Genomic DNA, 24,871 nt, shown 5'->3' with positions numbered 1-24,871 from the left:
CTCTCTTCGAAACTCTTACGCGCCGAGCAGCGGTTCAATGCTGCAATCGAGCAGGCGCGGGTCGATCCCCGCTTCCATCCCCGTGAACATCTCGCCCATGTAGTCGATCAGCGCATCGCTTGCCTTCACCGCCTCCTCGACGCGGCGGCCCGCGACGGCGGCGAGAATGGCGAGATGATGATCGATCGTGCCGGAAAGGTCGGCCTGCCCGGGCATGAAGCGGTGGTGGATGTAGCCGATGCGCCGGTACAGCGTGTGCAACGGCCGCAGCGTATGGATCAGGAACGGCTCGCCGGCCGCTTCGAGCACCAATGCGTCGATGCGGCGGTCGATGCTGTTGAATTCGTCCAGCGTCAGGCTGGCGCGGCGCTCGCGCAGCAGCCGCTCGATGTGCAGCGCCTGATTGCGATGCGAGAGGCTGGCGCGATCGGCCGCAAGGCGAATGACGAAACGCTCCATGTCGCGGCGCAGGCCCAGCAGCATGCGCTCGCGCGCAAGGTCGATCGGCGCGATGTGCAGGCCGTGGCGCGGGCGGATGATGATGAGCGTATCTGCGGACAGACGATTGACGGCGTGATGCACCGGTGTGCGCCCGAAGCCGGTGATCTGCTGCAACTCCAGCATCGTCATGAATTGTCCGGGCTTGAGCTCGCAATGAACAAGGAGCTCTTCGATCTTCTGGTAGGCCAGCTCGAAGAAGTTGAGCCGGTTGCGCCGGGAGGGCCTGCCCTCGCCGTCGTCGTCGTTTCTCACCACCTCGAGCGCGCGCTTGCGCCGTGCCATGTCGTTCACTCCCGTCAGGTTCGCGCTCTCGTTGTTCCGCGGCGCCTTGTTTGTGGCACCCTTAAAACATGTTGTGATATATTACAAGCAGGCGTAAGACTTCCGCACGACATGCAGCATGCTGCACTGCGAAATGAGAAGTCGGCGCAAGGCGCCGTGCGATGGGAGGATAATTGCCGTGAAGATCACGTCGATCGAGACGCTGCGTACCGAGGAATTCTCCAACGTCATCTGGGTGCGCGTCCACACCGACGCGGGCGTGATCGGTCTCGGCGAGACCTTCTATGGCGCGGGCGCGGTCGAGGCACAGATCCACGACACCTTTGCCGGCCGCCTGCTCGGCCGCAATCCCCTGCACATCGAAGCGATCCATCGCGACATGCTGAACCTGCCGATGGCGCAGTCCTCCACCGGCGTCGAATATCGCGCGGCGTCCGCGATCGACATCGCGCTGTGGGATCTGTTCGGCAAGGTCTGCGGCCAGCCCGTGCATCAGATGCTCGGCGGCCTCTGCCGTGACAAGCAGCGCATCTACAACACCTGCGCCGGCACGCAATATGTGCGCTCCACCAATATCAGCCCGGTCGCGAACTGGAATCTCGGCGCCAACAAGGGTCCCTATGAGGACCTCGACGGCTTCATGAACCGCGCCGATGCACTGGCCGAAAGCCTGCTGGAAAGCGGCATCTCAGCGATGAAGATCTGGCCGTTCGATCCCGCCGCTCAGGAAAACAAGGGCCTCTACATCACCGCCGCGCAGATGAAGCAGGCGATCGAGCCGTTCGAGAAGATCCGTAAAGCGGTCGGCGACAAGATGGAGATCATGGTCGAGCTCCACTCGCTGTGGAACCTGCCGACTGCCAAGCAGATCGCGCGCGCGCTCGAGCCCTACAAGCCGACCTGGTACGAAGACCCGATCCGCATGAACTCGCCGCAGGCGCTGGCCGAATACGCCCGCGCGACCGACGTCTGGGTCTGCGCCAGCGAGACGCTGGGCTCGCGCTTCCCCTACAAGGACATGCTCGACCGTAACGCCATGCACGTGGTGATGGCGGACCTGTGCTGGACCGGCGGTCTCACGGAAGGCCGCAAGATCGCGGCCATGGCCGAGACCTATCACCGGCCCTTCGCACCGCATGACTGCATCGGCCCGATCGGCTTCATCGCCGCCATCCACATGTCCTTCAGCCAGCCCAACACGCTGATCCAGGAATCGGTGCGCGCTTTCTACAAGGGCTGGTACAATGAGCTCGTCACGACGATGCCCACGATCAAGGACGGCTATGTCTTCCCGATGGAAGGCCCCGGCCTCGGCGTCGACCTCCTGCCCGCCGTCTTCGACCGCACTGATCTCACCGTGCGCCGCTCCAACGTCTGAGGATTCCCTAGGATGAGCACCTCCCTCTTCGATCTCTCCGGCCGCACCGCGCTGGTGACCGGCTCCTCCCGCGGGCTCGGCCGCGCCATTGCCGAGGGCATGGCCAAGGCCGGCGCCAAGATCATCATCAACGGCGTCGATCCCAAGCGCGTCGAGCAGGCCGTCGCCGAGTTTCGCGCCGCCGGGCATCAGGCCGAGGGCGCGGCGTTCAACGTCACCGACGAGCCCGCCATCGTCGCCGCCTTCGAGCGCTTCGACCGCGAGGGGCTTGCGGTCGACATCCTCGTCAACAATGCCGGCATCCAGCACCGCAAGCCGCTGGCGGAGTTCACCACCGACGAATGGCGCAAGGTGATCGAGACCGATCTCACCAGCGCCTTCGTGATCGGCCGCGAGGCCGGCAAACGCATGATCCCGCGCAAGCGCGGCAAGATCATCAATATCGGCTCGCTCGGCAGCGAGCTCGCCCGCCCCACGATCGCGCCCTACACGGCGGCCAAGGGCGGCATCAAGAACCTGACCCGCTCGATGGCGGTGGAATGGGCGCAGCACGGCATCCAGGCCAATGCGATCGGCCCCGGCTACATGCTGACCGACATGAACGAGGCGCTGGTCAACAACCCCGATTTCAACAACTGGCTGATGGGCCGCATCCCCTCCAAGCGCTGGGGCAAGCCGGACGAGCTCGTGGGCGCGGCGATCTTCCTCGCCTCGGACGCATCCACCTATGTCAACGGCCAGATCATCTATGTCGATGGCGGCATGATCGCCGCGATGTGATCTGAGAAGACAACGAAGGAGCAGGCCATGCGCGCCGTCGTCATCCACGCCCCGAAAGACCTGCGGATCGACAGCTATCCGGATCCGGCGCCCGGCCCGGGCGAGGTCCGCGTCAAGATCGCCAATGGCGGCATCTGCGGCTCCGACCTGCACTACTACCATCACGGCGGTTTCGGCGTCGTGCGCATCCAGCAGCCGATGGCGCTGGGGCACGAGATCGCCGGCGTCGTCGCCGCGGTCGGCGACGGCGTCACCAGCGTGAAGGCTGGCACGCGCGTCGCGGTCAATCCGAGCAAGCCGTGCGGCCAATGCCTGCATTGCCAGGAAGGCATGCGCAACCAGTGCCTCGACATGCGCTTCCTCGGCAGCGCGATGCGCTTTCCTCATGTGCAGGGCGGCTTCCGCGAATTCATCACGGTCGATGCGACGCAGGCCGTGCCGATCTCCGACAAGCTCTCGCTGGCGGAGGCCGCGGTCGCCGAGCCGCTCGCGGTGTGCCTGCACGCCGGCAAACAGGCCGGCCCCCTGCTCGGCAAGCGCGTGCTGATCACCGGCTGCGGCCCGATCGGCGCGCTGATGATTCTGGTGTCGCGCTTCGGCGGTGCGTCCGAGATCGTGGTGACCGATGTCGCCGATGCGCCGCTCGCCGTCGCAAAGAAGCTCGGCGCCACACACGCGATCAACGTCGCGAGCAATCCCACCGCGCTCGATCCCTGGCGCGCCGGCAAGGGCGTGTTCGACACGCTTTTCGAGGCCTCCGGCAACCAGGCGGCACTGCGCGCCGCGCTCGACGTGCTCCGTCCCGGCGCGACGCTGGTGCAGCTCGGCCTCGGCGGCGACATGACGCTGCCGATCAACGCCATCGTCGCCAAGGAATTGCAGCTCCGCGGCACCTTCCGCTTCGATCCCGAGTTCGAGCTTGCGGTGCGGCTGATGGGCGAAGGCCTGATCGATGTGAAGCCGTTGATCACGGCGACCATGCCGTTCGAGAACGCGGTCGCCGCCTTCGAGCTTGCCAGCGACCGTTCGCAGTCGATGAAGGTGCAGCTGACGTTCTAGAGCATGATCCGGAAAAGTGCGCAGCGGTTTTCCGATAAGATCATGCTCAAAAACTACGAGACCTACTGGCTCGTGACCAGCTTTTCGCTCACGAGCCGGACCGCCCCGCGTTTCCACGAATAGTCTGCGCCGAGGCGCAGGCCGCTGTCGCCACGCGCCAGCACCGCGCCGGTCCTGGCGTCGCGGACCTGGAAGCCCAGCGTGTATTCGGTGCGGCTGACCCGCCGCACCACGCCGATCAGCGACTGGTCCGCGCCGAACTTTTGCGCCATCGCGGCCTCGCAGCCGCCGCAGTCGCGCAAGGCGCGCGCCTTCGCCTCGCCGCCGACATCGACGATGCGGTAGCGGCCGGACCGGCTTAGCTCGTCCCGCACGCCGGCGGTGACCTCGGCGAGATAGGACGCATCCGACGCGGCCGAGGCGCCTGCTGTCGCCGCAGTCGTGTCCTCGAGTTCGAAATCGAACACCGCAAGCGCGACCGGTGCGGGCGTGCTGAGCGCGGCCATCACCTCGCGGGACACGAACATCTCGGCCCGCTCCCATGATTCATCATTGTCGCCGCGGAAGGTGTAGAGCTTGTCCATCACCAGCTTCTTGGCGCCGACGTCGATCACGGCGACCTTGGCCCATTGCACCAGCGTGCTCGTCTTCTGGATGCCGCCGATGACCTTGAACGCCGCGCCGTCCTGGGCCGATGCGAGCCGGTAACGGCCATCCGCACTGACGTCCCGCCTGAGCGCCGCCATGAACGCCTGAAGCCGCCGCTCGTGCGCCGCGGTCTGGTTGGCCGGCTCGGCCGATGTGTCGGTATAGCTGAAATCGTCCATGGCGACGCCGATGGCCTCGGCACCGGCCGGCGAATGGCTTGCCGGAAGAACGAATAGAAGGGCGAAGAGGATCAGAGCGATACGGCGCATGCGGGCCTCGTGCGATGGAGCGGCGCGACAGTCTGGACGGCGCCCGCCGGGCTACGCAGCAGCGCCCGTCCCGGCGAGCACCGGGAAAATTTCACGACATTGCACTGCGGTAACACCCAGCCTTTCCGCCGCTTGCGTTCTGCCGTTTAATGCGGGGGCGACAATTCCGTTCGCACCAGGTGCCTGCCGATGTGGAACCGTCCGAGGTTCGATCTCAAGGTCCGTCTGACGTTGCGCGTGGCCGCCATCCTGGCCGCATGCTTCGCCGCGATCTCCGCCTATTTCCTGCTCGAGGCCGACCGCGCCGCGCATGCGCGCAGCGACAGCATCGCCGCCATAGTGGCGAAATCGCTGGAGCTGCAGCAGGGCAAGGTGCAGTGGGTGGCGAACCCGCGCTCGGACTTTCCCAACCTCGACCCGGTCTCGGCCTATGTGATGACGCCCGGCCTGTGCCTGGCCTTCCGGGGACCTGCCGGCGACATCCTGCAGCGTTTCTGCAGCGGCGCGCCGATCCCGTCGAACCCGCCGCCGCAGGTCTTCGCCGCCTTCTACCGCAGCCTGTTCGACCCCGGCCGCGAGGCGGCGCGTCCCGTGATCGTGCGCGGCACCAGGCTCGGCGAGAGCGTGGTCTCGGTCGATCCGGCCGTGCAGACCGCTGAGGCCTGGCACGAGGCCGGCCGCCTGATGCTGGCGCTTGCCATCGCCCTGCCGCTGCTCTGCGTGCTGGTCTACGCGGCGCTGGCGCGCGCGCTGCGCCCGACCCGCATGATCCGGACCGGTCTCGAGCGCATCGCCGCCAACGACCTGACCACGCGGCTGCCGCCGTTCGACCTCGCCGAGCTCTCCGCCATCCGCGACGTCTTCAACCACCTCGCCCAAAGCCTCGACACCGCGCTGGCCGAGCGCAACGAGCTGACGCGGAAGCTGATCGCGCTGCAGGACGAAGAGCGGCGCCATCTCGCCCGCGAGCTGCACGACGAGTTCGGCCAGTCGCTCGCCGCCATCCGCGCGCTCGCGTCGTCGGCGCGCCAGACCGCGGCGCAGGACTGCCCTTCCCTGCTGTCCGAATGCGACGGCATTTCGCGGACCGCGACCGGCATGATGGAGACGCTGCGCGGCGCGTTGTTCCGGCTGCGCCCGCCCGATGTCGAGGAGCTCGGGCTCGTCGCCAGCCTCGAAGGCCTGGTCGCGGGCTGGAACGGGCGCAGCCGCGGCCAGACGCGCTTCTCGATCCGCTTCGACGGCGCGGTCGAGACGCTGCCGGCCGCGATCAGCGCCAACCTCTACCGCATCGTGCAGGAGGCGCTCACCAACGCCGCCAAGCACGCCGACGCCTCCAAGGTCAGCCTGGAACTGACGATGCGCCCCGGTGAGATCGCGCTTGCGGTCGACGATGACGGACGCTCGAACGATCCCGCCGCGAAATCCGGCATGGGCCTGCTCGGCATGCGCGAGCGCGTCGCGGCGCTGCGCGGCCGGCTGAGCTTCGAGGCAGGACCGAACGGCGGCTCCGCGCTGCGCGTCGTCATCCCGCTCGAAGCCGCCGACCGGCCGATGCTGGATCACGCGGCATGAGCGCGGGCGATGCGACCATCCTGCTGGTCGACGACCATTCGGTCGTCCGCGAAGGCTATCGCTCGGTGCTCGAGAAGCAGCCGGGCCTTCGCGTGATCGCGGAAGCCGCCGACGGCACCGAAGCCTATCGCCTGTTCAAATCCGAAGCGCCCGACCTCGTGGTCATGGACCTCAGCATGCCCGGCATCGGCGGCATCGAGGCCGTCAGGCGCATCAGGCAATGGGACAAGGGCGCGAAGATCCTGGTCTTCACCATGCACCAGAATGCCGGCTTTGCCGTGCAGGCGATCCGCGCCGGCGCGCGCGGCTACGTCACCAAGACCAGCCCGCCCGAGACGCTGGTGCGCGCGGTGATGGACGTGCTCGCCGGCAAGATCGCCATCAGCCCCGACATCGACCACGAGCTTGCGATGAGCCGGCTCGCCGGCGAGAGCTCGGCGGCCGACGTGCTCACGCCGCGCGAGTTCGAGGTGATGCGGCTGCTGCTCGCCGAAAGGACGACCGACGAGATCGCCGAGACGCTGCATGTCAGCCCGAAGACGGTGGCGAACCTGCATTCGCTGATCAAGGACAAGCTCGGCGTCGGCTCCGACATAGAGCTGGTGCGCCTCGCGCTGCGCCAGGGCTTGCTGACGCAGGTCGATCTCGGCGAGGCCTGATCGCCGCGGGCGTCACGGCGCGAGCTTCGCTCCATCGGGCGCGAAGGCCTCGACGGTGTCGCCGATTGCGAACGACATCATGTCGCGGCCGACCAGCAACCGCCCCTCGTAGGTCGCGCGCGTGCGCAGGATCAATGGCTCCTCGGGAATATCGGGCGCGGGCTTCACCGTGCCGAACACGATGTGGGAATAGACCGCGAGCTTCGGCCTGGCCGCCGCAAATATCCGACCCGCCTCTTCCGGCGAGGTGTGGTGCGCCTGGATGTCCTTGTAGACGGGATTTTTGACCAGCAGCTCGGGCTCGATCACCGCGACCTCGTGGATCAGCAGGTCCGCGCCCGCGGCCGCCTTCGCAATGCGCTCGTCGTATCTGGTATCGCCCGAGAGCACGACCTTGTGGCCGCCATATTCGACGACGTAGCCGAACGACGGCTTGATCTTGTCGCCGTGGTTGACCTCGATGGCGGTGACCTTGACGCCGTTGTTGTCGTAGACCAGCCCGGCTTCGATATCCTTCGCGGCAAACTCCACTGCCTTCGGATCGAGATGCTCGTCATCGATGCGAATACGGATGTCGTCGGCGAAGGCCTTGGTCAGGTTCTCCGTCATCGCGACAGTGCCCTTGGGGCCGTAAAGCTTCATCGGTCCCTTGCGCGAGGCCCAGGGTGTCGCGAGCCAGCCGGTCAGCCACATGTCGGGAAGGCCGACGATGTGGTCGGAATGCAGATGCGTGATGAAGCTCGCGGTGACTGCACCGAGCGGGATCTTCAGCTTGTAGAGCTGCATGGTCGAGCCGCGGCCGAGATCGAACAGCAGCTTCTCGCTCCCCGCCTCCACCAGCGTCGACGCACTGAAGCTGGTCGGCCGCGGCGTCGGCACGCCGGTGCCGAGCAGCGTCACCTTGATCGGCTCGGCCGCCGCAGCCGTGCTGAAAGCGAGCAGCACGAAGCCCACCTTCAAGAGGGATTTGAACATATCATTGCTTCCTTGGTGTCAGATTCCGGCCGCGTGGCCGCGGATCATTCGCGCGCGATCACCTGGTCCAGCCACGCGCAGTTCAGCGGCGGCACGCGCGGATCGGCGACGCGCACGCCGCGCGCGGCCGCATCGAGCCGCATGTCGCGCAGGCGCTTGCGCTGCTCCTCGGGCATGTAGAGCCGCTCATGGCCCCAAAGCGACGGACCGTCGAAAGTCTCATGCGGCTGCCAGGTCTCGGGATCGATGATGCGCCCGCCCCAGCCATATTCGATGAAGAAGCCGGACGGCGTGTTGACGTAGAACGACGTCATGTGGTCGTTGGTATGCCGGCCCAGCGTATAGACGACGCGGCCGTCTTCGAGCTGCGCAAGGTCGTAGCCCTGCCCGACATCGTCGAGGCTGCGGAGCTCGACCATGAAATGGTGCAGCGCCTTGCGCCCGGAGCCGACCATCGCAAAGGAGTGGTGGCGGCCGTTGACGTGGAAGAAATACAGCCCGTAGGGCTTGAGGCCGAAGTCCGAAACGTGGAAGCCGAGCACGTCGCGATAGAACGGTACCAGCGGCTCGACGTCCTCGACATTGAGCACGACATGCCCCATGCCGAGCGCGCCAGTGCGAAAGCCCGAGATCGGCCTGCCCGGCGTAAACGGCTCGGTCGCGAGCTCCGGCTTGCAAAAAGCCTCCAGCCGGTTGCCGGCGGGATCGGCGAAAGTAATCAACTCGGCCACGTGCCGCTCGTCGGCCAGCGCGCGCGAGCCGCGCGTCACCTTGACGCCGTGGCTTTCCAGCCGGCCGGCCAACTGGTCGAGCTCGGCGGTCGAGGGAACTTCCCAGCCCATCACCGCAAGGCCCGCATCGCTGCTGCCGTCGACGATCAGGCGCTGCTTGCGGTCGTCCATGCGATAGGCCCGCATCTTGCCGCCGCGATCGACCTGCTGCATGCCCAGCAGCCCGGTCGCCATCCGGCCCCATTGGTCGAGCTGAGATGAATTGATCCCGATATAGCCGAGCGCGGTGATTTCCATCGACATCCTCCCGAGAGCATCGCGCTCGCCGCAGTGCGGCGAACTTGATACCGGCCGCGCGCGATCCTACGGTGACGTCCCGCAATCGCTTCGCGTTCGCAAAGACGATAATCGCGAGGCCGCCGGCCACAAGGGAGGAAATACGAAGTGTCCAAGGAGCGGACGCGGAACGGACAGCCCCGGCAGTCGGAGGGCGTCCGCGCCTTCAAGCGCGGGCTGGACGTGCTGCAGGAGGTCAATCGCTCCGGCGGCATCCGCGCCGGCGACGTCGCCCGCGCGCTCGACCTGCCCCGCCCGACCGTCTACCGCCTGCTCGAAACGCTGGAGGAGCTCGGCTATGTCGCCCGCAGCGCCAGCGACGACCGCTTCCGCGTCACGCGGCTCGCCCTCAGCCTCGGCGATGGTTACGATCCCGGCGTGGTGATCTGCCAGGCGGCGGCGCCTTATCTTGCCGAGCTCAGCAAGACCCTGATCTGGCCGGTCGATCTCTCCACTTACGAGAACGCCGCGATGGTGGTGCAGGAAACCACCCATTCGCGCAGCCCGCTCTCGATCGACCGTGGCATGATCGGCAAGCGCCTGCCGATGCTGCGAACCTCGGCCGGACGGGCCTATCTCGCCGCCTGCCCGGTGCGCGAGCGCGACCTGATCGTCAATCATCTCCGCCGCATCGACGAGGCCGACGACCGCCCCTTCCTTGACCAGCCCCGTCTCGACCGAATGCTCGCCGAGACCGCCGCGCGCGGTTATGCGATCCGCAGCGAAGGCGAATACAATCCCAAGACCGCCTCGATCGCCGTACCGATTGTTCGCGATGGCGTCGTATTCGGTTGCATCTCGATCATCTGGATCCGCTCGGCGCTGGCGATCGAAGAAGCCACGGCGCAGTTCGCTCGCCAGCTTCAAGAGACGGCGGCAGCCATTCCGGTCGAGGCTTAACGCACTGGCGTCTCCCCCATCGTCAATCCCGGGACAAGCCCGGCCATGACGGAGCCCGTCCGCTGGGCGGACACTTGGCGCAGCGGCGTTGATGCTGCGGCGCGGCTTGGGGAAGAGATAGCCCCATGCAAGATAAATCCGCCTCCGAAGACTTCGACGTCGTGATCGTCGGCCGTGGCCCGGTCGGCGCCACGCTCGCCAATCTGCTCGGCCTGTGCGGTGTGCGAACGCTGGTGCTGGAGCGCGAGGCGCGGACCTATCATCTGCCGCGCGCGGTGCATTTCGACGACGAATGCATGCGCATATTCCAGACCATCGGCCTTGCCGATGCGATCCTGCCGCAAACGATCCTCAGCCCCGGCATGCTCTTTCTCGATGCCCATGGCCGCCTGCTGCTTGACTGGTCGCGGCCCCAGACGCTGACGCCGATGGGCTGGAATCTCAGCTATCGCTTTCACCAGCCCGACCTGGAAGACGTGCTGATCGCTGGCCTCGCACGGTGGCCGCACGTCACCATGCGCAATCGCTGCGATGTCTTTGCACTTGATCAGGACGAGACCGGCGTCCGCGTCCGCTACGAGGACCTCTCGAACGGCAAGCTCCGCGAGGTCCGCGCCGCTTACGTGATCGGCTGCGACGGAGCACGGTCGATCGTTCGCCGCTTCATCGGCTCCGGCATGGACGATCTCGGCTTTCACGAGCGCTGGCTGGTGATCGACGTGCTGCTCAAACGCGCGCGCGACGACCTTGGCGACTACAGCCTCCAGCATTGCGATCCCAGGCGGCCGGCGACCTATGTTCGCGGCACCGGCGCGCGACGGCGCTGGGAGATCACGGTTCTTCCGGACGAGGATTCGAATGACGTGGCGCAGCCGGCAAAAGTCTGGGAGCTGCTGTCGCGCTGGGTTACGCCCGAAGATGCCGAGCTCGAGCGCGCCGCGGTCTACACCTTTCATTCCGTGATCGCGCAGCGATGGCGCAACGACCGGCTGCTGCTCGCCGGCGATTCCGCGCATCAGACCCCGCCCTTCCTCGGCCAGGGCATGTGCGCCGGCATCCGCGATGCCGCCAACCTTGCCTGGAAGCTGGCTGAGGTCATCCGCGGGACTGCCGAATCTGATCTGCTCGACACCTATCAGAGCGAACGCCAGCCGCATGTGCGCGAGTTCATCGAGCTCGCCATCCGTCTCGGCGGTGTCATCAACACCAAGGCGATCGAGGCCGGGCTCGCCGCCGGTCAAGCGCGCGAGAACGCGCCGGTCAAGCTCGAGGTCAAGAAGCCCCTGCTCGGCCCTGGTCTTGCGCTCGGCGACCTGCCCCTCGCCGGACATCTCGCGCCGCAGTTCGCGTTGAGAGACGGCTGCCGCAGCGACGACGGGATCGGCTACAGCCACGTGTTGCTCGTCGAAAACGCGGCCTCGCCCACATCGCGCGTCGCCCTTTCCCACGCGGGCATCAAGATCCTGACCAGTGACGACGCCGAGGGCATCGGCGACTGGCTCCGCGAGCACGGCATCGTGGCCGCGCTCGTTCGCCCCGACCGCTACGTCCGCGGCACCGCCCGCAACGATGCCGAGCTCGACCGGCTCATCGCCACCATCACACCCTCAACCCACGTGCCGTCCGCGGCCTGACCAAACACTATTCGAGGATACCCATGAAGCTGCTCTCTTTCATCGCCAACGGCCGCGCCTCCTTCGGAGCCGTCAAGGACAACGGCGTCGTCGATCTCGGCACGCGCATGGCGCCCTGCACCACGCTGCGGCAATTGCTCGAAGCCGGCCGTCTGCCCGAGGCGGCAAAGCTGGTCGCGTCAACGGCGCCGGATCATCCGCTCGACAGCATCAGCTTCGCGCCCGTCATCCCCGATCCCGGCAAGATCATCTGCGTCGGCCTGAACTATCGCGACCACGTCGCCGAGACCGGCCGCACCGTCACCGAGAAGCCGGCCCTGTTCGTCCGCTTTCCCTGCAGCCAGGTCGGCCATCTCCAGCCCATCGTCAAACCGAAGGTGAGCGACGACTTCGACTACGAAGGCGAGCTCGCCCTCGTCATCGGCAAGGAAGGCCGCCACATCCCGGCCAGCCGCGCGCTCGACCACATCGCCGGCTATTCCTGTTACAACGAAGGCAGCATCCGCGACTGGCAGCGTCACACCAGCCAGTTCCTCTCCGGCAAGACTTTTGCCGAGAGCGGCAGCTTCGGCCCGTGGCTGGTGACCGCGGACGAGATCCCTGATCCGTCCAGGCTCACACTGCAGACGCGGCTCAACGGCACCGTCGTCCAGAACACCACGACCGATCTGCTGATCACAGGCATCCCCGACCTGATCGCCTACATCTCGACCATCTGCCCTCTCGTCCCCGGCGATGTCATCGTGACGGGAACGCCCGGCGGCGTCGGCGCCAAGCGCACGCCGCCGCTGTGGATGCGGCCCGGCGACACGGTCGAGGTCGAAGTCTCCGGCATTGGAATATTGCGCAACAAGGTCATCGCCGAGTCGGCCTGACCGCCAGCGCCCATCAACCAAACATAACACCGTCAGGAAACGCCATGGCCACCATCCGCACGACATCCACCGCCATCCTGCTGAGCACGCTGGCGCTCGCAGTCTCTCCTGCGCGCGCCGAGATCAAGGGCGACGCCATCCGCATTGGCGTCCTCACCGACATGAACGGCATTTTTGCAACCGCCATGGGTCCGGGTTCGTTCGAGGCGGCACGGATGGCGGCGGAGGAATTCGGCGGCAAGATCAACGGAAAGCCGATCGAGATCCTGCAGGCCGATCACCAGAACAAGCCGGACCTCGCGGCCTCGCTCGCGCGCAAATGGTTCAGCGACGGCGTGCAGGCGATCGCGGATGGCGGCAGCTCCGGCGCCGCCCTCGCGGTGCAGGAACTGGTGCGCGGCAACGGCAAGATCTTCCTCGTGTCGGGCGCCGGCGCCAACCAGCTCACCGACGAGGCCTGCGCGCCGACCAGCGTGCAATGGACCCAGGACGCCTACTCGACCGCGACCGCAGTGGTCTCCGGCATCATGCAGACCAGCAAGGAGCCGTGGTTTTTCATCACCGGCGACTATGCCTTCGGCCACTCGATCGAGGCGACCGCACGCGACCGCATCGCTGCGCTCGGCGGCAAGGTCGCCGGCAGCGTCAAGGCGCAGCTCGGCACGCCCGACTACAGCTCCTTCTTGTTGCAGGCGCAGTCCTCCGGCGCAAAGATCCTCGCGATCAACGTCGCCGGCGACAATGCCACCGCGATCAAGCAGGCGGAAGAATTCGGCCTCGCCGACCAGGGCATGAAGATCGTGCCGATGTCGTTCCAGAACGTCGACATCGAGGCGGTCGGCCTGAAGGCGACGCGCGGCGATCTCATCGTCACCTCGTTCTTCGAGGACGTCTCGCCGGCGGCCCGAAGATTCTCCGATGCGTTCTATGCCCGCCGCAAGGCGATGCCCTCACAGATCCAGGCCGGCGTCTACTCGGCCGTACGCCACTATCTGCAGGCGGTGAAGGACACCGATTCCGATGACAGCGCGACCGTGATGGCCAAGATGAAGGCGACGCCGGTGTCGGATGCCTACACGCCAAACGGCCGCATCCGTGAGGACCAGCGCATGGTGCACGATCTCTATCTGGTGCAGGTCAAGACGCCCGAGGAATCCAAGGGACCGTGGGACTTCGTCAAGCTGGTGGCGACCATTCCGCCCGACCAGGCCTTCCGCCCGCTCGACCGCAGCAAGTGCGGCCTGGTCGGGAAATAACTCTCAGGCCAGGTAGCGCGTCAGATAGCCTTCCATGGCATAGAGCGCGCAGAGCGCGAGGCTCGACCACACCGCCGCGCTGAAATACAGGAACATCCAGGTCAGCTCGCCCTTCCAGTGCGCGATGTCGTGGGTCACCACCCAGCGCGTCGAGACGTCATGCAGGCCTTCGAGCAGGCCGAGGAATTTGTTGCCCTCGGCATGCCCTGCCCGCCAGCGGCTGAGATACATGGGAACGTCGACGGTGACGAGGAAGGCGAGGAAGCAGGCGATGCCGATGATGCCCGCGATCATCGCCCAGCGCACCGGCCCCTGGAATTCCGGCATCAGGCGGCACAGCGCGATGCCGGCGAGGAAGAAGGTCACCGCCCACAGCGAGTTCTCGATCGCGTTGAAGAGAAAGTTCGTCGTCACCACCGCGTACCAGGAGAAGCACTCCGCGATGATGATGATGGGCACGATCACGAGCGCGATGTTCACCGCGGTTTCCGCTCCCGTCATGCGGCCGAGCTGATGCAGGATGATCGCCCATTGCGCGACGAAGCAGAGCTCGGCCACGGTCGCAACGGTGCGGCCGACCACGACGCTCGACAGCCAGGTGTCGAACAGGCAGATGCGCTGCACGTCGGCGCGCGGCAGCACCGAGCGGAAGGCACAGCCGAACACATAGCCGGCGCAGAGCAGCAGCATCAGCCCGATGTCGGAGCCGCCGCTGATGCTGCCCGCGACCGTCGGGTAGAACTCGCGGTACAGCATGAACCAGACGAGAATGTTGGCCGCACTGACAAGCGTCAGGGACCCCCACCACCACACGAGGGGATTTGACCGCGCCTGCCACTGCAACATGATGAATCGCTCCGCTGTAATCGACGTGACACGTCTTCGTAATAATCCTGTCACAGGAAGCTACGGAATCACGACAAAAATCTGTGTGCAGCAGCGCTCTCTGGGCATTTTTTCCCAGGGCGGAGCGCGCGATTTGGCGCGCGCCGATGTCCGCATAATGGACATTTTATCGTCAAATGGCGAATCTATTGGACAGCCGATTGCGCAGGGTCCATGAATGCCGCATGGATCGAACCGCGGCCAAGCCCTCTCACACGCTCCCCTCCGCAGCCGCGACGCTTGCTTCGAGCGCCGATGACGCCGCTTTCGCGACGACGCTGGCCAAAGGTCTCGTGGTGCTCGAGGCGTTCAAGGCCGGGTCGACACTGCTCGGCAATCTGGAGCTGTCGCGGCTGACAGGCATCCCGCGTCCGACGGTGGCGCGGCTCACGCATACGCTCGCCGAGCTCGGCTATCTCCGCTACGATTCCAGGCTCGCCAAATATCGCGTCGGCGCGCGGGCCCTGCGCATGGCCCATCCGCTGCTCGCCGACATGCAATTCCGCCAGATCGCGCGCCCGATGATGCAGGAGCTGGCGCAGAGCGTGCGCGGCACCGTCTCGATCGGCCTGCTCGACGGCACCTCGATGATCTATGTCGAGACCGCACGCTCCGGCGACGTCGGCCCGCACGTCCCCGACATCGGCATGCCCATTCCGGTCGTGCTGACGGCGATGGGCCGTGCCGCGGCTGCGACCCTGCCCGCATCGGACGCAACGATGCTCGAGCAACGCATCGCAAGCGAGGATGCCGAGCTCTGGGCGGCGTTTCGCGACAGCTACCGCGCCGGCCTTGCGCAATGCGCCAGCCGCGGCTTCTGCACCTGCTGGGGCGAGTACATGGCCTCGATCCACGCCGTCGCCGCGCCGCTGTTTCACATGAGCGAGAGTCGGCAATCCTTCTCGATCAATTGCGGCATCCCCGCGTTCCGGCTCCAGCCAGGACAGTTGGAGAGCGAGATCGGCCCGCGCATCGCGGCGCTCGCCGACAGCATCCGCGCCATCGTCAAGCAGACGGCCGCCTCCCAGACGGCGCCGCAAAAACAGAAGAAGATCATAGGCGCAAGGAAATGACATGGCTGGGCCGCTCGAGGGATTGAAGGTTCTCGACATCGCTACGATCATCGCCGCGCCGTTCGCTGCAACGCTGCTCGCCGACTACGGCGCCGATGTCCTCAAGATCGAGATGCCCGGGACTGGCGACGGCGTGCGCTCGTTTCCGCCGTTCAAGGACGGCAAGCCGCTGTGGTGGAAGGCCGCCAACCGCAACAAGAAGTTCGCCACCCTCGATTTGCGCACGCCGGACGGACTTGCCCTGTTCAAGCGGCTGCTGCCGCGCTTCGACGTGCTGATCGAGAATTTCCGTCCGGGAACGCTCGACCGCTGGGGCCTGTCCAAGGAAGTGCTGTGGTCGATCCAGCCGCGCCTCGTCATCCTGCGCGCCACAGCGTTCGGGCAGGACGGGCCTTACCGCGAGCGCCCCGGCTTTGCCCGCATCTTCGAGGCCATGGGCGGCCTCACCTACATCACCGGCGAGAGCGCGGGCGAGCCGACCCATCCGGGATATCCGATCGGGGACTCGATCGGCGGCCTGTTCGGTGCCGTCGGTGTGCTCGCCGCGCTGTGGAAGCGGGCGCGCGACCCCGATGCTCCCGGCGAGGAAATCGATCTCGCCCTCACCGAGGCCAATTTCCGCCTGCTCGACGTCCTCGCGATCGAGCACGACCAGCTCGGCGTCGTACGCGGCCGCATCGGCAACGCCAACGGCTATTCGGCTCCGGCCGCCGTGTTTCGCACCAGCGACGGTCACTGGGTGACGCTCGCGGGCTCGACCAACGCGCTCTACGCCGCGAACTGCCGGGCGATCGGACGGCCCGACCTCATCGACGATCCCCGCTTCGCCACGAATGACCGGCGCGTCAAGCACGCCTCCGAGCTCAACGACATCTTCGCCGCCTGGTGCGCCGCGCATCCGCTCGACGAGGTCCTTGCGAAATTCAACGCCGCCCAGGGCACGCTCGCGCCGATCTATGCGATCGACCAGATCGCGAGCGATCCGCAGGTGAAGGCACGCGAGGTGATCACGCGCGTGCCCGACCGGGATTTCGGCACCGTCGCGATGACCAACGCCGTGCCGCGCTTCACCGTCGATCCCACCCGAATGCGCAACGCCGCCGGCGACGTCGGCCAGGACAATCGCGAGGTCTACCACGATTGGCTCGGTCTCTCCGAGCAGCAGATCGAGCAGCTCACCCAGCGGAAGGTGATCTGACGTCCAGACAACAATAACGAAACAACAAGAACAAAAGGGAGGACAAAACAGTGACATCGTTCAAGGTCACACGCCGGACCCTGCTCGGCACGATCGCCGGGGGCCTCGTCGCCTGCCCGGGCCTGACCGCGCACGCCGAGGATGCCTGGCCTTCGCGCCTGGTGCGGCTGATCTCGCCTTACGGGCCCGGAGGCTCCAACGACATCTCGCTGCGTCTGCTCGCCGAGGAGTTCGGCCGCAACCTGCGTCAGCAATTCATCGTCGAGAACAAGCCGGGCGCCGGCACCCGCATCGCCAACGACACCGTCGCGCATGCGCCGGGCGACGGCTACACCCTCCTCTATGTCGCCGCGCCCTACGCCACCGCCGAAGCACTGTTCGGCAAGCTGACCTACGAGCGGAAGGACCTCCAGCCGGTCGCCATGGCGGTGATCGCGCCCTTGTTCCTGATCATCAGCGCGGACGCGCCGTTCAAGACCCTCCCCGAGCTGATCGCCTACGGCAAGTCGAAGCCGGACGGGCTGACCTTCGCCTCGCCCGGCGCCGGCTCGCAGCCGCATCTTGCCGGCGAGCTCCTGTTTCGGGATGCCGGCGTCAAGGGTCTCAACATCCCCTTCCGGGGCGATGCGGCGTCCTACACCGAGTTGCTCGCCGGCCGCGTCGACGCAACACTGACGGCGCTGCCGACCGCGCTGCCCTATATCCAGAGCGGCAAGTTCATCGTGCTCGGCGTCGCCTCTCCCGAACGCAGCGCGCTCTACCCGCAAGCGCCGACCCTGCGCGAGCAGGGCTTTCCCAACGTGGCCGCCGCCGGCTGGTACGGCTTCATGGCGCCATCGACGACGCCGCGCGCGATCGTCGACAAGCTCCAGGCCGAAGTGCTCCGCGCGCTCGCCGAACCCGCGATCAAGGACAAGCTGACCGCCCAGGGCCTGGAAGTGCGCGCCGGCACCGCCGCCCAGTTCGGCCAGTTCATCGACAACGAAACCAGCAAATGGACCGCGCTGATCCGCGAGGCCGGTCTCAAGGGCGAATAAGCCTCACGCACAGGACATGCACATGACGAAGGATTGTCTCAAGCGCGCCGCGGGCGCGGCGGTCGCCCTCGCGCTGCTGGTTTCGGCCGCACAGGCGCAGAAGAAATACGATCCCGGCGCCTCCGACGCCGAGATCAAGGTCGGCCAGACCGTGCCGCTCAGCGGTCCGGCCTCGGCCTACGCGGTGATCGGCAAGACCCAGGCCGCCTACATGAGGATGATCAACGACCAGGGCGGCGTGAACGGCCGCAAGGTCGCGCTGATCCAGTATGACGACGCCTATTCGCCGCCGAAGACGGTCGAGCAGACCCGCAGGCTGGTCGAAAGCGACGAGGTGCTGCTGACGTTCCAGATCATCGGCACCGCGCCGAACGTCGCCGTGCAGAAATATCTCAACGCCAGGAAAGTCCCGCAGCTCTTCGCCGCAACCGGCGCGGCACGCTTCACCGATCCCAAGAACTTTCCATGGACCATGGGCTTCAACCCGTCCTACCTCGTCGAAGGCCGGATCTACGCGCAATACCTTCTGAAGAATCATCCGAACGCCAGGATCGGCGTGCTCTACCAGAACGACGACCTCGGCAAGGATTACCTCGCCGGCCTCAAGGCCGGTCTCGGCGACAAGGCGAAGATGGTGGTGGCCGAGACGTCCTACGAGATCACCGAGCCGACCATCGACTCCCAAATCCTGCGGCTGAGGGACGCCGGCGCCGACGTGCTGTTCAGCGCGACGACGCCGAAGCAGGCGGCGCAGGCGATCAAGAAGGTCGCCGAGATCGGCTGGAAACCGCTGCACATCATCGACATCAACGCCTCATCGGTCAGCGCCGTGCTGAAGCCGGCCGGGCTCGACAACGCCAAGGGCGTCGTCAGCGTCGGCTATGTCAAGGACTCCGCCGATCCCGAATGGACGGACGATCCCGGCATGAAGCGTTATCTGGCCTTCATGGCGAAGTACTATCCCGACGGTGACAAGGATTCGAACCTGAACGTCTATGGCTACATCACCGCACAGCTTCTCGTGCAGGTGCTGAAGCAATGCGGCGACGACCTCACCCGCGAGAACGTGATGCGTCAGGCCGCCGATCTCAGGAACATCGAGCTCGACCTGACCCTGCCGGGCATTTCGGTCACGACCACGCCGACCGATTACCGCGTCAACAAGCAGTTTCAGATGGTGCAGTTCGACGGTCAGCGCTGGCAGAAGATCGGCGGCGTCGTCACCGACGACGCAAAGGAGTAGGTTGCCGGTGAGACGGCCCGACTGATCCCGAGCCGCACCCGATGCGGCCCTCAAAGCCTGCTACTGCGACGACCTCCGGTGCGGATGAGGTCATCGGTTTCCGCGACAAAGCGCTGATATTCGGAGATGGCGCGATTGGCCATGCGGATGCGGTTGCTCTGACCCTCGTCGACCATCGCGGCAACGCGCTGGGCCAGGAACACGCAAGCCTCGTATTCGTCGCGGACAGCGCCGGTCCGCGTGAGGAAGTCCCAGGCGATCTCGTAAGCCTGCGCGGCGGCCGCATTGCGGTAGTCACTGAAAATAATGTGCGTCATGATCGGCAAAGCCGCAGGGCCGATATGGTTCCTGCGGCTGCGAGGGGCCTGCCGATCGATCCGCTCGTTCCGGGACGATGCCAGGCATCGCCCCCGGAACGACGACGTTCGCCTAGCGTTTCACCCCCGCGACATAGGCCGCGAGCTTGTCCAGCGTCTGGTAGCCGTATTCGACCGCACCGAAGCCGATCATGCCGTCGCGCTGCTCGGTGCTCGAGGCCAGCTGCCGCATCATCAGCACGGTCTTGCCGTTGCTTTGCTCGGCGAAGGTGACGGTGAAGCGAAACATGTTGGGATCCACGTCCTGGTCGGTGCCGTGATCCATCTCCATCAGCGACGGCCGCTCGATGCGGCGGAAGCGCATCCGGTTCGGATAGACCGTGCCGTCCGGGCCGATCATGTTGAAGCGCCAGACGCCGCCGACCCGCACGTCGATCTCGAAGGTCTCGAGCTTGAAGCCCTTCGGCCCGAACCATTGCGGCAGGTGCTTCGGATCTGACCACGCCTCGAACACCAGCTCGCGCGGCGCGTCGATCACGCGCGACATCACGATCTCGCGGTCGAGCGACCATTGCGACAGAGCGGGGTTGGCAGAATAATTCATGACTCGGAACCTTTCTTCTTGGTTGTACGCGACGGTCGCTTGGCGGCCGCCCTCTCCTTCTTCAGTTGCATCACATAGGCCTCGAACCGGTCGAGCCGCGCCTCCCAGATCGCGCGCTGCTGCTGGAACCAGTCCTCCGCGCCGACGAGCGCGTCAGGGCTGAGCCGGCAGGTCCGCACGCGGCCGGATTTCTCCGACTGAACGAGGCCGCTCAGCTCCAGCACGTGGATGTGTTTCATGAAGCTCGGCAGCGCCATGTCGAAGGGATCGGCGAGCTCGCCGACCGAAGCTTCGCCGGCGCATAACCGCATCACGATGGCCCGCCGCGTGGGATCGGCGAGCGCTGCGAAGACCTGATCGAGGGTTTGTTGGTTAGCCATGAAGCTAACTATACACGACCGATGACGGACGTCAACAATTGTTAGCCGATTGGCTAAGTCATAATTTGTGGCACCGTAGCCCGGATGGAGCGCAGCGTAATCCGGCGTTCTCGCCACAAGCGACAGCGGCCCCGGATTGCGCTTCGCTCCATCCGGGCTACAGGCCCGCCCCCGCGGAACCCACAACGCGGAATCGTGAATTGGGACCTCGCGCCTTCCCCGCTAAGACATAACGGGGGCGCACAAGTATCTTCATCAGCAACGTGCCGCCTGTTGTCACCTCATCATCGATCAGCCGGCGAAGCTTCGCCTGGGCCGGGCTCATCCCGCTTGCGATCGCGCTCCGGCCGCGAGGTGCGTCGGCGGATTCCGACATGATCGCGCAGATGCGCGATATCGTCGCCGCCGAGCTCGCGCCCACGGCGACGCCGGACCATCCGGGCGGCCTTGCCGCCGCGCTCTATGCCGGCCGCCATGTCGAGTTCTTCAATTATGGCTTTGCCGACGACGGCACGCGACGGCCGGTGACACCGGATACGCTGTTCAACCTCGGCTCGCTGCGCAAGCCGTTCGAGGCGACGCTGGTTGCGCTCGGCACGCTTCGCGGCGAGCTCAGGCTCGACGACCGCCTGCAAAAATACCTTCCCGAGCTCGGCGGTGACTACGTCCGCCGCATCAGCGTCGGGGAGCTCGTCAGCCACACGTCGGGGCTGCTGCTGCCGACCGATCATCCGCCATGGCCGAACGAGCAGTTCTCGCGGGCGCAGTTCATCAGGATGCTCAACGCCTGGACACCGCCCGCAGGCATCGCGCCCGGCAAGCAGCGCATCTACAGCCACGCCGGCTACGTGCTGCTCCAGCTCGTGCTCGAGAACTGCTACCGCACGCCGATCGCGACGCTGCTCGAGCAGCGCATCCTTGGGCCGCTCGGCATGATCGCGACCTCCCTGCCCGAGCGCGGCAAGGACAATCGTGCCGTCATGGATGCAGCCTGGATGCAGCGCGTGGTCCAGGGCTATTCGGATCAGGGCATGGCGATCGGCGCGCCCGGCAACCAGCAGAGCTATTTCGATTTCCCCGGCACCGGCCAGGTGTTCTCGTCTGCGCGGGACCTTGCAACCTTCGTTGCGGCCTGCGTCGACGGCCGCGCGCTCGATCCGCATTTGCGCGAAGCGCTGCGGATGACGCAGCGCGAGACGTTTCGCGTCGACGAGAAATTCGGACAGGGCATGGCCTGGGAGACCGTACGCCTGCCCGGCGTCACCGTCGTCGACAAGCCCGGCGGGCTCAACAACACCTCCGGCTATCTCGGCCTCGTGCCGGCGCGGCGGATCGGCATCGTGCTGCTCGCCAATCGCGGCGAATATCCGCACGAGATCGCGCGCTACAAGATCCTGCCCGCGCTGGCGCGTCTGGTCGCGCCGCATGCCGGCTGAGCTCCAAAGCAGAAAAGCCCCCCAAAGCAAAAGCCCCGGCTGAGCCGGGGCTTTCCACCAGATCCGGAACGGGATGAAGCTCAGTATCTGGCGACGACGGGTCCGCCGAACTTGTAGTTCACGCCGACGCGCACGATGTTCGACTTGAGATCGACCGAGTGGGTGTAGACGTTGCTCGGGAATGCGACGGCCGGCACGAAGGCGGCAAGGTTCGTGCTGGTCGTGCTGGCGCGGCCGAGATCGACGTAGAGATATTCGGCCTTCAGCGACCAGCCGCCGCCGAACGCATATTCGGTGCCGACGCCCGCGGTCCAGCCGACGCGCGTATCGCGGATCGCCGCGGATTCCGTCGCGGCCGCGAACGTATCGGTGAAGTTGAAATTGGCCTTCACTTCGGCAATCGCCGCACCGCCCGTGGCGTAGAGCAGCCAGGTCGGAGCCGCAAGGAAGCCGATGCGGCCGCGGATGGTGGCGAGCCAATCGGCCGAGACCGACGAGGACACCGTAAAGCCGGTCGGCGCGCAGCAGGGATAGAGCGCCGAACCGCTCGCACTGCCCTTGAAGCCGAAATAGTTGATGTCGCCTTCGAGGCCGAGCACGGCATGGTTGACCTGCCAGTTGTAGCCGGCGGTGAAGCCGCCGGTCACGCTGGAGCTGTTGAGGCCCTGCGCGCCGACCGTGTTGATCGCCGGCACGCTGCTGGCGGCAAAATAGCCTGTCGGCGAAAATACCGTCGAGGTGGTCGGATCGGCGCTGCCCCACTGTCCGCCGACAGTGCCGCCGACATAGAAGCCGGTCCAGTTGTAGGCCGCTGCCATCACGGGCGCCTTGGTGTACTGCGCCGCGAGGTCGGCGGCCTGCACGGAAGCGGCGCCCAGCACAAGCGATGCAACCGCCAGCAAAATCTTCTTCATTCCAGTCTCCTTGCCCACGCGATTGATCTCGCGTTTCGAATGCGCGCGGGCGGAAGCCATCCGGCGCAGGACTGGGAATAGAGATGCACGGTCCACGCGTCTCGGTTTGCCGCGCAGATCGTATGGACTGTGACGTAGTCTGTGACTTATCGCGCAAGACATGTGACGAGTGTGGCCCGAGCGCCACGCATCGCGCGTGCCGCAGAGGCGCGCGATGCAAATGGGCGTCGCGCCACGACAAGTGCGCGAGAACAGCGAGGCGATTCCTTCGCGCCGCGTCAGACCGAGCGCGTCAATCCGCCGTCGACCCGGATGTTCTGGCCGGTGATGTAGGCGGCGCCGTCGGATGCCAGGAACGCGATCGTCGCCGCGATCTCCTCGACCTTGCCGTAGCGCCGCAGCGGCACGCTGTCGCGGCGCGCGTCGGTCTGCGGCAGGCTGTCGATCCAGCCCGGCAGTACGTTGTTCATGCGGATGTTCTCGGCCGCATGGGTGTCGGTGAAGATCTTGGTGAAGGCGGCAAGGCCGGCGCGGAACACCGCGGAGGTCGGGAACATCGCGCTCGGCTCGAACGCCCAGGCGGTCGAGATGTTGATGATGGCCCCGCCCTTCTGCGCCGCCATCACCGGCGTCACCAGCCGGGTCGGACGGATGACGTTGAGCAGATAGGTGTCGAGACCGGTGTGCCACTGCTCGTCGGTGATCTCCGTGATCGGCGCGCGCGGCCCGTGTCCGGCGCTGTTGACGAGCACGTCGATGCGCCCCCACTTCGCCAGCGCGCCGTCGACCAGGCGCTTCAAATCGTCGTTCGACTTGTTGGAGCCGGTGACACCGAGGCCGCCGAGCTCGGCCGCCAGCGCCTCGCCTTTGCCGGAGGACGACAGGATCGCCACGCGAAAGCCATCCGCCGCGAGCCGCCGCGCAGCCCCTGCCCCCATGCCGCTGCCGCCGGCGGTGACGAGTGCGACCTTCTCTGCTGCCATGACCATCATCCCTTGAGTTGAGGCGAGCCGCAGGCCCGGCCTATCATGGGCGCTTCTACCGCCGGACCTGCCGGCAGGTCCACCGCCGAAGGCATCCATCATGAGCGAATTGCACATCCGCAACCTGCGCCCGGAGGAGATCTCCCTTGCCGTCGACTGGGCCGCGGCGGAGGGCTGGAATCCCGGCCTGTCCGACGCCGCCTGCTTTGCGATTCCGGATGCGCAAGGCTTCTTTCTCGGCGAGATCGACGGCGAGCCGGTCGCGACCGTCTCCTGCGTCAATTACGACGACCGTTTCGCCTTCCTCGGCTTCTACATCGTGCGCGCCGATTTGCGCGGGTCCGGCCACGGCCTGCGGATCTGGAACGCGGCGATCGCGCACGCACGCCCGCGCGTGATCGGGCTCGATGGCGTCGTCGCGCAGCAGGACAATTACATGAAATCCGGCTTCCAACTGGCCTATGCCAACATCCGCTACGGCGGCACCGTCGGCGCGCCAAAGCCGCCGGCCGGTGTCGTCGCGCTCGAAACTGTTCCGTTCGCGCTTGTCGAAGCGGACGATGCCACGGTCTTCCCGGCCAAACGAAGCGCCTTCCTGGGCGTCTGGATCGGAACAAAGGGCCATGTCGGCCGCGCGCTCATGCGCGACGGCAAGCTTGCCGCGTGGGGCGTGATCCGCCCATGCCGGACCGGATGCAAGATCGGCCCGCTCGTCGCCGACGATCGCGTGGCGGCGGAGACGATTGTGCAGGCCTTGCTGGCAAGTGCTGGTGGCGGCGAGATCTTCCTCGATGTCCCCGCGGTCAATCACCAGGCCATCGCGCTCGCGGAAGGCCTGGGCCTCAAGCCGGTGTTCGAGACGGCGCGGATGTACACCGGGCCGACCGCGCCGCTGCGGATCGACCGTGTGTTCGGCGTGACCAGCTTCGAGCTTGGCTAGCTC

25 protein-coding genes are annotated in these 24,871 nt (G+C 66.2%); 15 read left to right on the top strand and 10 right to left on the bottom strand.

Annotated elements, in window-relative coordinates; genetic code table 11:
* Positions 1–15: 15 nt before the first annotated feature.
* Positions 16–783 carry a GntR family transcriptional regulator gene (locus A7X65_RS03120; RefSeq protein WP_063682867.1) on the bottom strand — a complete coding sequence of 256 codons (768 nt, stop codon included), beginning with the start codon at positions 781–783 and terminating at the stop codon, positions 16–18.
* Positions 784–961: 178 nt separating this feature from the next.
* On the opposite strand from A7X65_RS03120, the gene A7X65_RS03115 reads away from it, so the two are divergent.
* The 3 genes from A7X65_RS03115 to A7X65_RS03105 are packed head-to-tail and all read left to right on the top strand — an operon-like array spanning position 962 to position 4,000.
* The gene (locus A7X65_RS03115; RefSeq protein WP_063682866.1) at positions 962–2,161 is read left to right on the top strand and encodes a mandelate racemase/muconate lactonizing enzyme family protein; all 1,200 of its coding nucleotides are present in this window, start codon (positions 962–964) and stop codon (positions 2,159–2,161) included.
* 12 nt (positions 2,162–2,173) lie between these two features.
* Complete coding sequence (locus A7X65_RS03110) at positions 2,174–2,941, top strand: glucose 1-dehydrogenase (protein ID WP_063682865.1); 768 nt, start codon at positions 2,174–2,176, stop codon at positions 2,939–2,941.
* A 27-nt stretch (positions 2,942–2,968) separates the two neighbouring features.
* Positions 2,969–4,000: an L-idonate 5-dehydrogenase gene (locus tag A7X65_RS03105; RefSeq protein WP_063682864.1), complete on the top strand. Its 1,032-nt coding sequence runs from the start codon at positions 2,969–2,971 to the stop codon at positions 3,998–4,000.
* Between the two features lie 62 nt (positions 4,001–4,062).
* Here A7X65_RS03105 and A7X65_RS03100 read toward each other — a convergent pair whose 3' ends face one another.
* Positions 4,063–4,917: a DUF3280 domain-containing protein gene (locus A7X65_RS03100; RefSeq protein ID WP_063682863.1), complete on the bottom strand. Its 855-nt coding sequence runs from the start codon at positions 4,915–4,917 to the stop codon at positions 4,063–4,065.
* Positions 4,918–5,106: 189 nt separating this feature from the next.
* On the opposite strand from A7X65_RS03100, the gene A7X65_RS03095 reads away from it, so the two are divergent.
* Positions 5,107–6,492, top strand: a complete 1,386-nt coding sequence (locus A7X65_RS03095) for a HAMP domain-containing sensor histidine kinase (RefSeq protein ID WP_063682862.1) — start codon at positions 5,107–5,109, stop codon at positions 6,490–6,492.
* Positions 6,489–7,151: a response regulator gene (locus A7X65_RS03090; RefSeq protein ID WP_063682861.1), complete on the top strand. Its 663-nt coding sequence runs from the start codon at positions 6,489–6,491 to the stop codon at positions 7,149–7,151. Before A7X65_RS03095 ends, A7X65_RS03090 begins: the two co-directional genes overlap by 4 nt.
* A gap of 12 nt (positions 7,152–7,163) precedes the next feature.
* On the opposite strand, the gene A7X65_RS03085 is transcribed toward A7X65_RS03090, so the two are convergent.
* Positions 7,164–8,126: an MBL fold metallo-hydrolase gene (locus tag A7X65_RS03085; RefSeq protein ID WP_063682860.1), complete on the bottom strand. Its 963-nt coding sequence runs from the start codon at positions 8,124–8,126 to the stop codon at positions 7,164–7,166.
* 44 nt (positions 8,127–8,170) lie between these two features.
* Positions 8,171–9,154 (bottom strand): VOC family protein, encoded by a 984-nt coding sequence (locus tag A7X65_RS03080; RefSeq protein WP_063684777.1) that lies wholly within the window; start codon positions 9,152–9,154, stop codon positions 8,171–8,173.
* 147 nt (positions 9,155–9,301) lie between these two features.
* Here A7X65_RS03080 and A7X65_RS03075 point away from each other — a divergent pair, with 147 nt between their 5' ends.
* The 4 genes from A7X65_RS03075 (at position 9,302) to A7X65_RS03060 (ending at position 13,858) form a co-directional block, all read left to right on the top strand.
* Positions 9,302–10,093 (top strand): DNA-binding transcriptional regulator, encoded by a 792-nt coding sequence (locus A7X65_RS03075; RefSeq protein ID WP_063682859.1) that lies wholly within the window; start codon positions 9,302–9,304, stop codon positions 10,091–10,093.
* 125 nt (positions 10,094–10,218) lie between these two features.
* Complete coding sequence (mhpA, locus tag A7X65_RS03070) at positions 10,219–11,727, top strand: bifunctional 3-(3-hydroxy-phenyl)propionate/3-hydroxycinnamic acid hydroxylase MhpA (RefSeq protein ID WP_063682858.1); 1,509 nt, start codon at positions 10,219–10,221, stop codon at positions 11,725–11,727.
* A gap of 23 nt (positions 11,728–11,750) precedes the next feature.
* Positions 11,751–12,602 carry a fumarylacetoacetate hydrolase family protein gene (locus A7X65_RS03065; protein ID WP_063682857.1) on the top strand — a complete coding sequence of 284 codons (852 nt, stop codon included), beginning with the start codon at positions 11,751–11,753 and terminating at the stop codon, positions 12,600–12,602.
* Positions 12,603–12,646: 44 nt separating this feature from the next.
* Positions 12,647–13,858 (top strand): ABC transporter substrate-binding protein, encoded by a 1,212-nt coding sequence (locus tag A7X65_RS03060; RefSeq protein WP_063682856.1) that lies wholly within the window; start codon positions 12,647–12,649, stop codon positions 13,856–13,858.
* Between the two features lie 3 nt (positions 13,859–13,861).
* On the opposite strand, the gene A7X65_RS03055 is transcribed toward A7X65_RS03060, so the two are convergent.
* Complete coding sequence (locus A7X65_RS03055; RefSeq protein ID WP_063682855.1) at positions 13,862–14,704, bottom strand: hypothetical protein; 843 nt, start codon at positions 14,702–14,704, stop codon at positions 13,862–13,864.
* 224 nt (positions 14,705–14,928) lie between these two features.
* On the opposite strand from A7X65_RS03055, the gene A7X65_RS03050 reads away from it, so the two are divergent.
* The 4 genes from A7X65_RS03050 to A7X65_RS03035 are packed head-to-tail and all read left to right on the top strand — an operon-like array spanning position 14,929 to position 19,294.
* Positions 14,929–15,816 (top strand): IclR family transcriptional regulator, encoded by an 888-nt coding sequence (locus A7X65_RS03050; RefSeq protein WP_063682854.1) that lies wholly within the window; start codon positions 14,929–14,931, stop codon positions 15,814–15,816.
* 1 nt (position 15,817) lies between these two features.
* Positions 15,818–17,014, top strand: coding sequence for a CaiB/BaiF CoA transferase family protein (locus A7X65_RS03045; RefSeq protein WP_063682853.1), 1,197 nt, complete (start codon positions 15,818–15,820; stop codon positions 17,012–17,014).
* Positions 17,015–17,064: 50 nt separating this feature from the next.
* On the top strand, positions 17,065–18,051 hold the full coding sequence (locus tag A7X65_RS03040; protein WP_063682852.1) for a Bug family tripartite tricarboxylate transporter substrate binding protein: 987 nt from the start codon (positions 17,065–17,067) through the stop codon (positions 18,049–18,051).
* 22 nt (positions 18,052–18,073) lie between these two features.
* On the top strand, positions 18,074–19,294 hold the full coding sequence (locus tag A7X65_RS03035; protein WP_063684776.1) for an ABC transporter substrate-binding protein: 1,221 nt from the start codon (positions 18,074–18,076) through the stop codon (positions 19,292–19,294).
* A 50-nt stretch (positions 19,295–19,344) separates the two neighbouring features.
* Here the strand turns inward: A7X65_RS03035 and A7X65_RS03030 are convergent, their stop codons facing one another.
* The 3 genes from A7X65_RS03030 to A7X65_RS03020 form a co-directional block, all read right to left on the bottom strand.
* Entirely contained in the window at positions 19,345–19,611 is a 267-nt protein-coding gene (locus tag A7X65_RS03030) for a hypothetical protein (RefSeq protein ID WP_082884900.1), read from the bottom strand.
* 112 nt (positions 19,612–19,723) lie between these two features.
* Positions 19,724–20,215, bottom strand: a complete 492-nt coding sequence (locus A7X65_RS03025; RefSeq protein WP_063682851.1) for an SRPBCC family protein — start codon at positions 20,213–20,215, stop codon at positions 19,724–19,726.
* Complete coding sequence (locus A7X65_RS03020; RefSeq protein WP_063682850.1) at positions 20,212–20,595, bottom strand: ArsR/SmtB family transcription factor; 384 nt, start codon at positions 20,593–20,595, stop codon at positions 20,212–20,214. The genes A7X65_RS03025 and A7X65_RS03020 overlap by 4 nt, the downstream gene beginning before the upstream one ends.
* A gap of 374 nt (positions 20,596–20,969) precedes the next feature.
* On the opposite strand from A7X65_RS03020, the gene A7X65_RS03015 reads away from it, so the two are divergent.
* The gene (locus A7X65_RS03015; RefSeq protein ID WP_063684774.1) at positions 20,970–22,031 is read left to right on the top strand and encodes a serine hydrolase; all 1,062 of its coding nucleotides are present in this window, start codon (positions 20,970–20,972) and stop codon (positions 22,029–22,031) included.
* 80 nt (positions 22,032–22,111) lie between these two features.
* Here the strand turns inward: A7X65_RS03015 and A7X65_RS03010 are convergent, their stop codons facing one another.
* The gene (locus tag A7X65_RS03010) at positions 22,112–22,945 is read right to left on the bottom strand and encodes an outer membrane protein (RefSeq protein ID WP_063684773.1); all 834 of its coding nucleotides are present in this window, start codon (positions 22,943–22,945) and stop codon (positions 22,112–22,114) included.
* A 278-nt stretch (positions 22,946–23,223) separates the two neighbouring features.
* Entirely contained in the window at positions 23,224–23,928 is a 705-nt protein-coding gene (locus A7X65_RS03005; RefSeq protein WP_063684772.1) for an SDR family oxidoreductase, read from the bottom strand.
* A 100-nt stretch (positions 23,929–24,028) separates the two neighbouring features.
* On the opposite strand from A7X65_RS03005, the gene A7X65_RS03000 reads away from it, so the two are divergent.
* The gene (locus A7X65_RS03000) at positions 24,029–24,868 is read left to right on the top strand and encodes a GNAT family N-acetyltransferase (RefSeq protein WP_063682849.1); all 840 of its coding nucleotides are present in this window, start codon (positions 24,029–24,031) and stop codon (positions 24,866–24,868) included.
* Positions 24,869–24,871 lie beyond the last annotated feature (3 nt).

This window comes from Bradyrhizobium stylosanthis (genome assembly GCF_001641335.1).
GTDB classification, from domain to species: domain Bacteria; phylum Pseudomonadota; class Alphaproteobacteria; order Rhizobiales; family Xanthobacteraceae; genus Bradyrhizobium; species Bradyrhizobium stylosanthis.
Note: the sequence above shows the minus strand (reverse complement) of the source record. Positions and strands in the feature narration are given on the sequence as shown.

Bases quoted from the DNA above. Each gene is read 5' to 3' on its own strand.
- A7X65_RS03120 (WP_063682867.1), bottom strand. From the start codon at position 783: ATGGCACGGCGCAAGCGCGCGCTCGAGGTGGTGAGAAACGACGACGAC.
- A7X65_RS03110 (WP_063682865.1), top strand. From the start codon at position 2,174: ATGAGCACCTCCCTCTTCGATCTCTCCGGCCGCACCGCGCTGGTGACC.
- A7X65_RS03105 (WP_063682864.1), top strand. From the start codon at position 2,969: ATGCGCGCCGTCGTCATCCACGCCCCGAAAGACCTGCGGATCGACAGC.
- A7X65_RS03100 (WP_063682863.1), bottom strand. From the start codon at position 4,917: ATGCGCCGTATCGCTCTGATCCTCTTCGCCCTTCTATTCGTTCTTCCG.
- A7X65_RS03095 (WP_063682862.1), top strand. From the start codon at position 5,107: ATGTGGAACCGTCCGAGGTTCGATCTCAAGGTCCGTCTGACGTTGCGC.
- A7X65_RS03090 (WP_063682861.1), top strand. From the start codon at position 6,489: ATGAGCGCGGGCGATGCGACCATCCTGCTGGTCGACGACCATTCGGTC.
- A7X65_RS03085 (WP_063682860.1), bottom strand. From the start codon at position 8,126: ATGTTCAAATCCCTCTTGAAGGTGGGCTTCGTGCTGCTCGCTTTCAGC.
- A7X65_RS03080 (WP_063684777.1), bottom strand. From the start codon at position 9,154: ATGGAAATCACCGCGCTCGGCTATATCGGGATCAATTCATCTCAGCTC.
- mhpA (WP_063682858.1), top strand. From the start codon at position 10,219: ATGCAAGATAAATCCGCCTCCGAAGACTTCGACGTCGTGATCGTCGGC.
- A7X65_RS03065 (WP_063682857.1), top strand. From the start codon at position 11,751: ATGAAGCTGCTCTCTTTCATCGCCAACGGCCGCGCCTCCTTCGGAGCC.
- A7X65_RS03060 (WP_063682856.1), top strand. From the start codon at position 12,647: ATGGCCACCATCCGCACGACATCCACCGCCATCCTGCTGAGCACGCTG.
- A7X65_RS03055 (WP_063682855.1), bottom strand. From the start codon at position 14,704: ATGTTGCAGTGGCAGGCGCGGTCAAATCCCCTCGTGTGGTGGTGGGGG.
- A7X65_RS03050 (WP_063682854.1), top strand. From the start codon at position 14,929: ATGGATCGAACCGCGGCCAAGCCCTCTCACACGCTCCCCTCCGCAGCC.
- A7X65_RS03045 (WP_063682853.1), top strand. From the start codon at position 15,818: ATGGCTGGGCCGCTCGAGGGATTGAAGGTTCTCGACATCGCTACGATC.
- A7X65_RS03035 (WP_063684776.1), top strand. From the start codon at position 18,074: ATGACGAAGGATTGTCTCAAGCGCGCCGCGGGCGCGGCGGTCGCCCTC.
- A7X65_RS03030 (WP_082884900.1), bottom strand. From the start codon at position 19,611: ATGACGCACATTATTTTCAGTGACTACCGCAATGCGGCCGCCGCGCAG.
- A7X65_RS03025 (WP_063682851.1), bottom strand. From the start codon at position 20,215: ATGAATTATTCTGCCAACCCCGCTCTGTCGCAATGGTCGCTCGACCGC.
- A7X65_RS03020 (WP_063682850.1), bottom strand. From the start codon at position 20,595: ATGGCTAACCAACAAACCCTCGATCAGGTCTTCGCAGCGCTCGCCGAT.
- A7X65_RS03015 (WP_063684774.1), top strand. From the start codon at position 20,970: ATGATCGCGCAGATGCGCGATATCGTCGCCGCCGAGCTCGCGCCCACG.
- A7X65_RS03010 (WP_063684773.1), bottom strand. From the start codon at position 22,945: ATGAAGAAGATTTTGCTGGCGGTTGCATCGCTTGTGCTGGGCGCCGCT.
- A7X65_RS03005 (WP_063684772.1), bottom strand. From the start codon at position 23,928: ATGGCAGCAGAGAAGGTCGCACTCGTCACCGCCGGCGGCAGCGGCATG.
- A7X65_RS03000 (WP_063682849.1), top strand. From the start codon at position 24,029: ATGAGCGAATTGCACATCCGCAACCTGCGCCCGGAGGAGATCTCCCTT.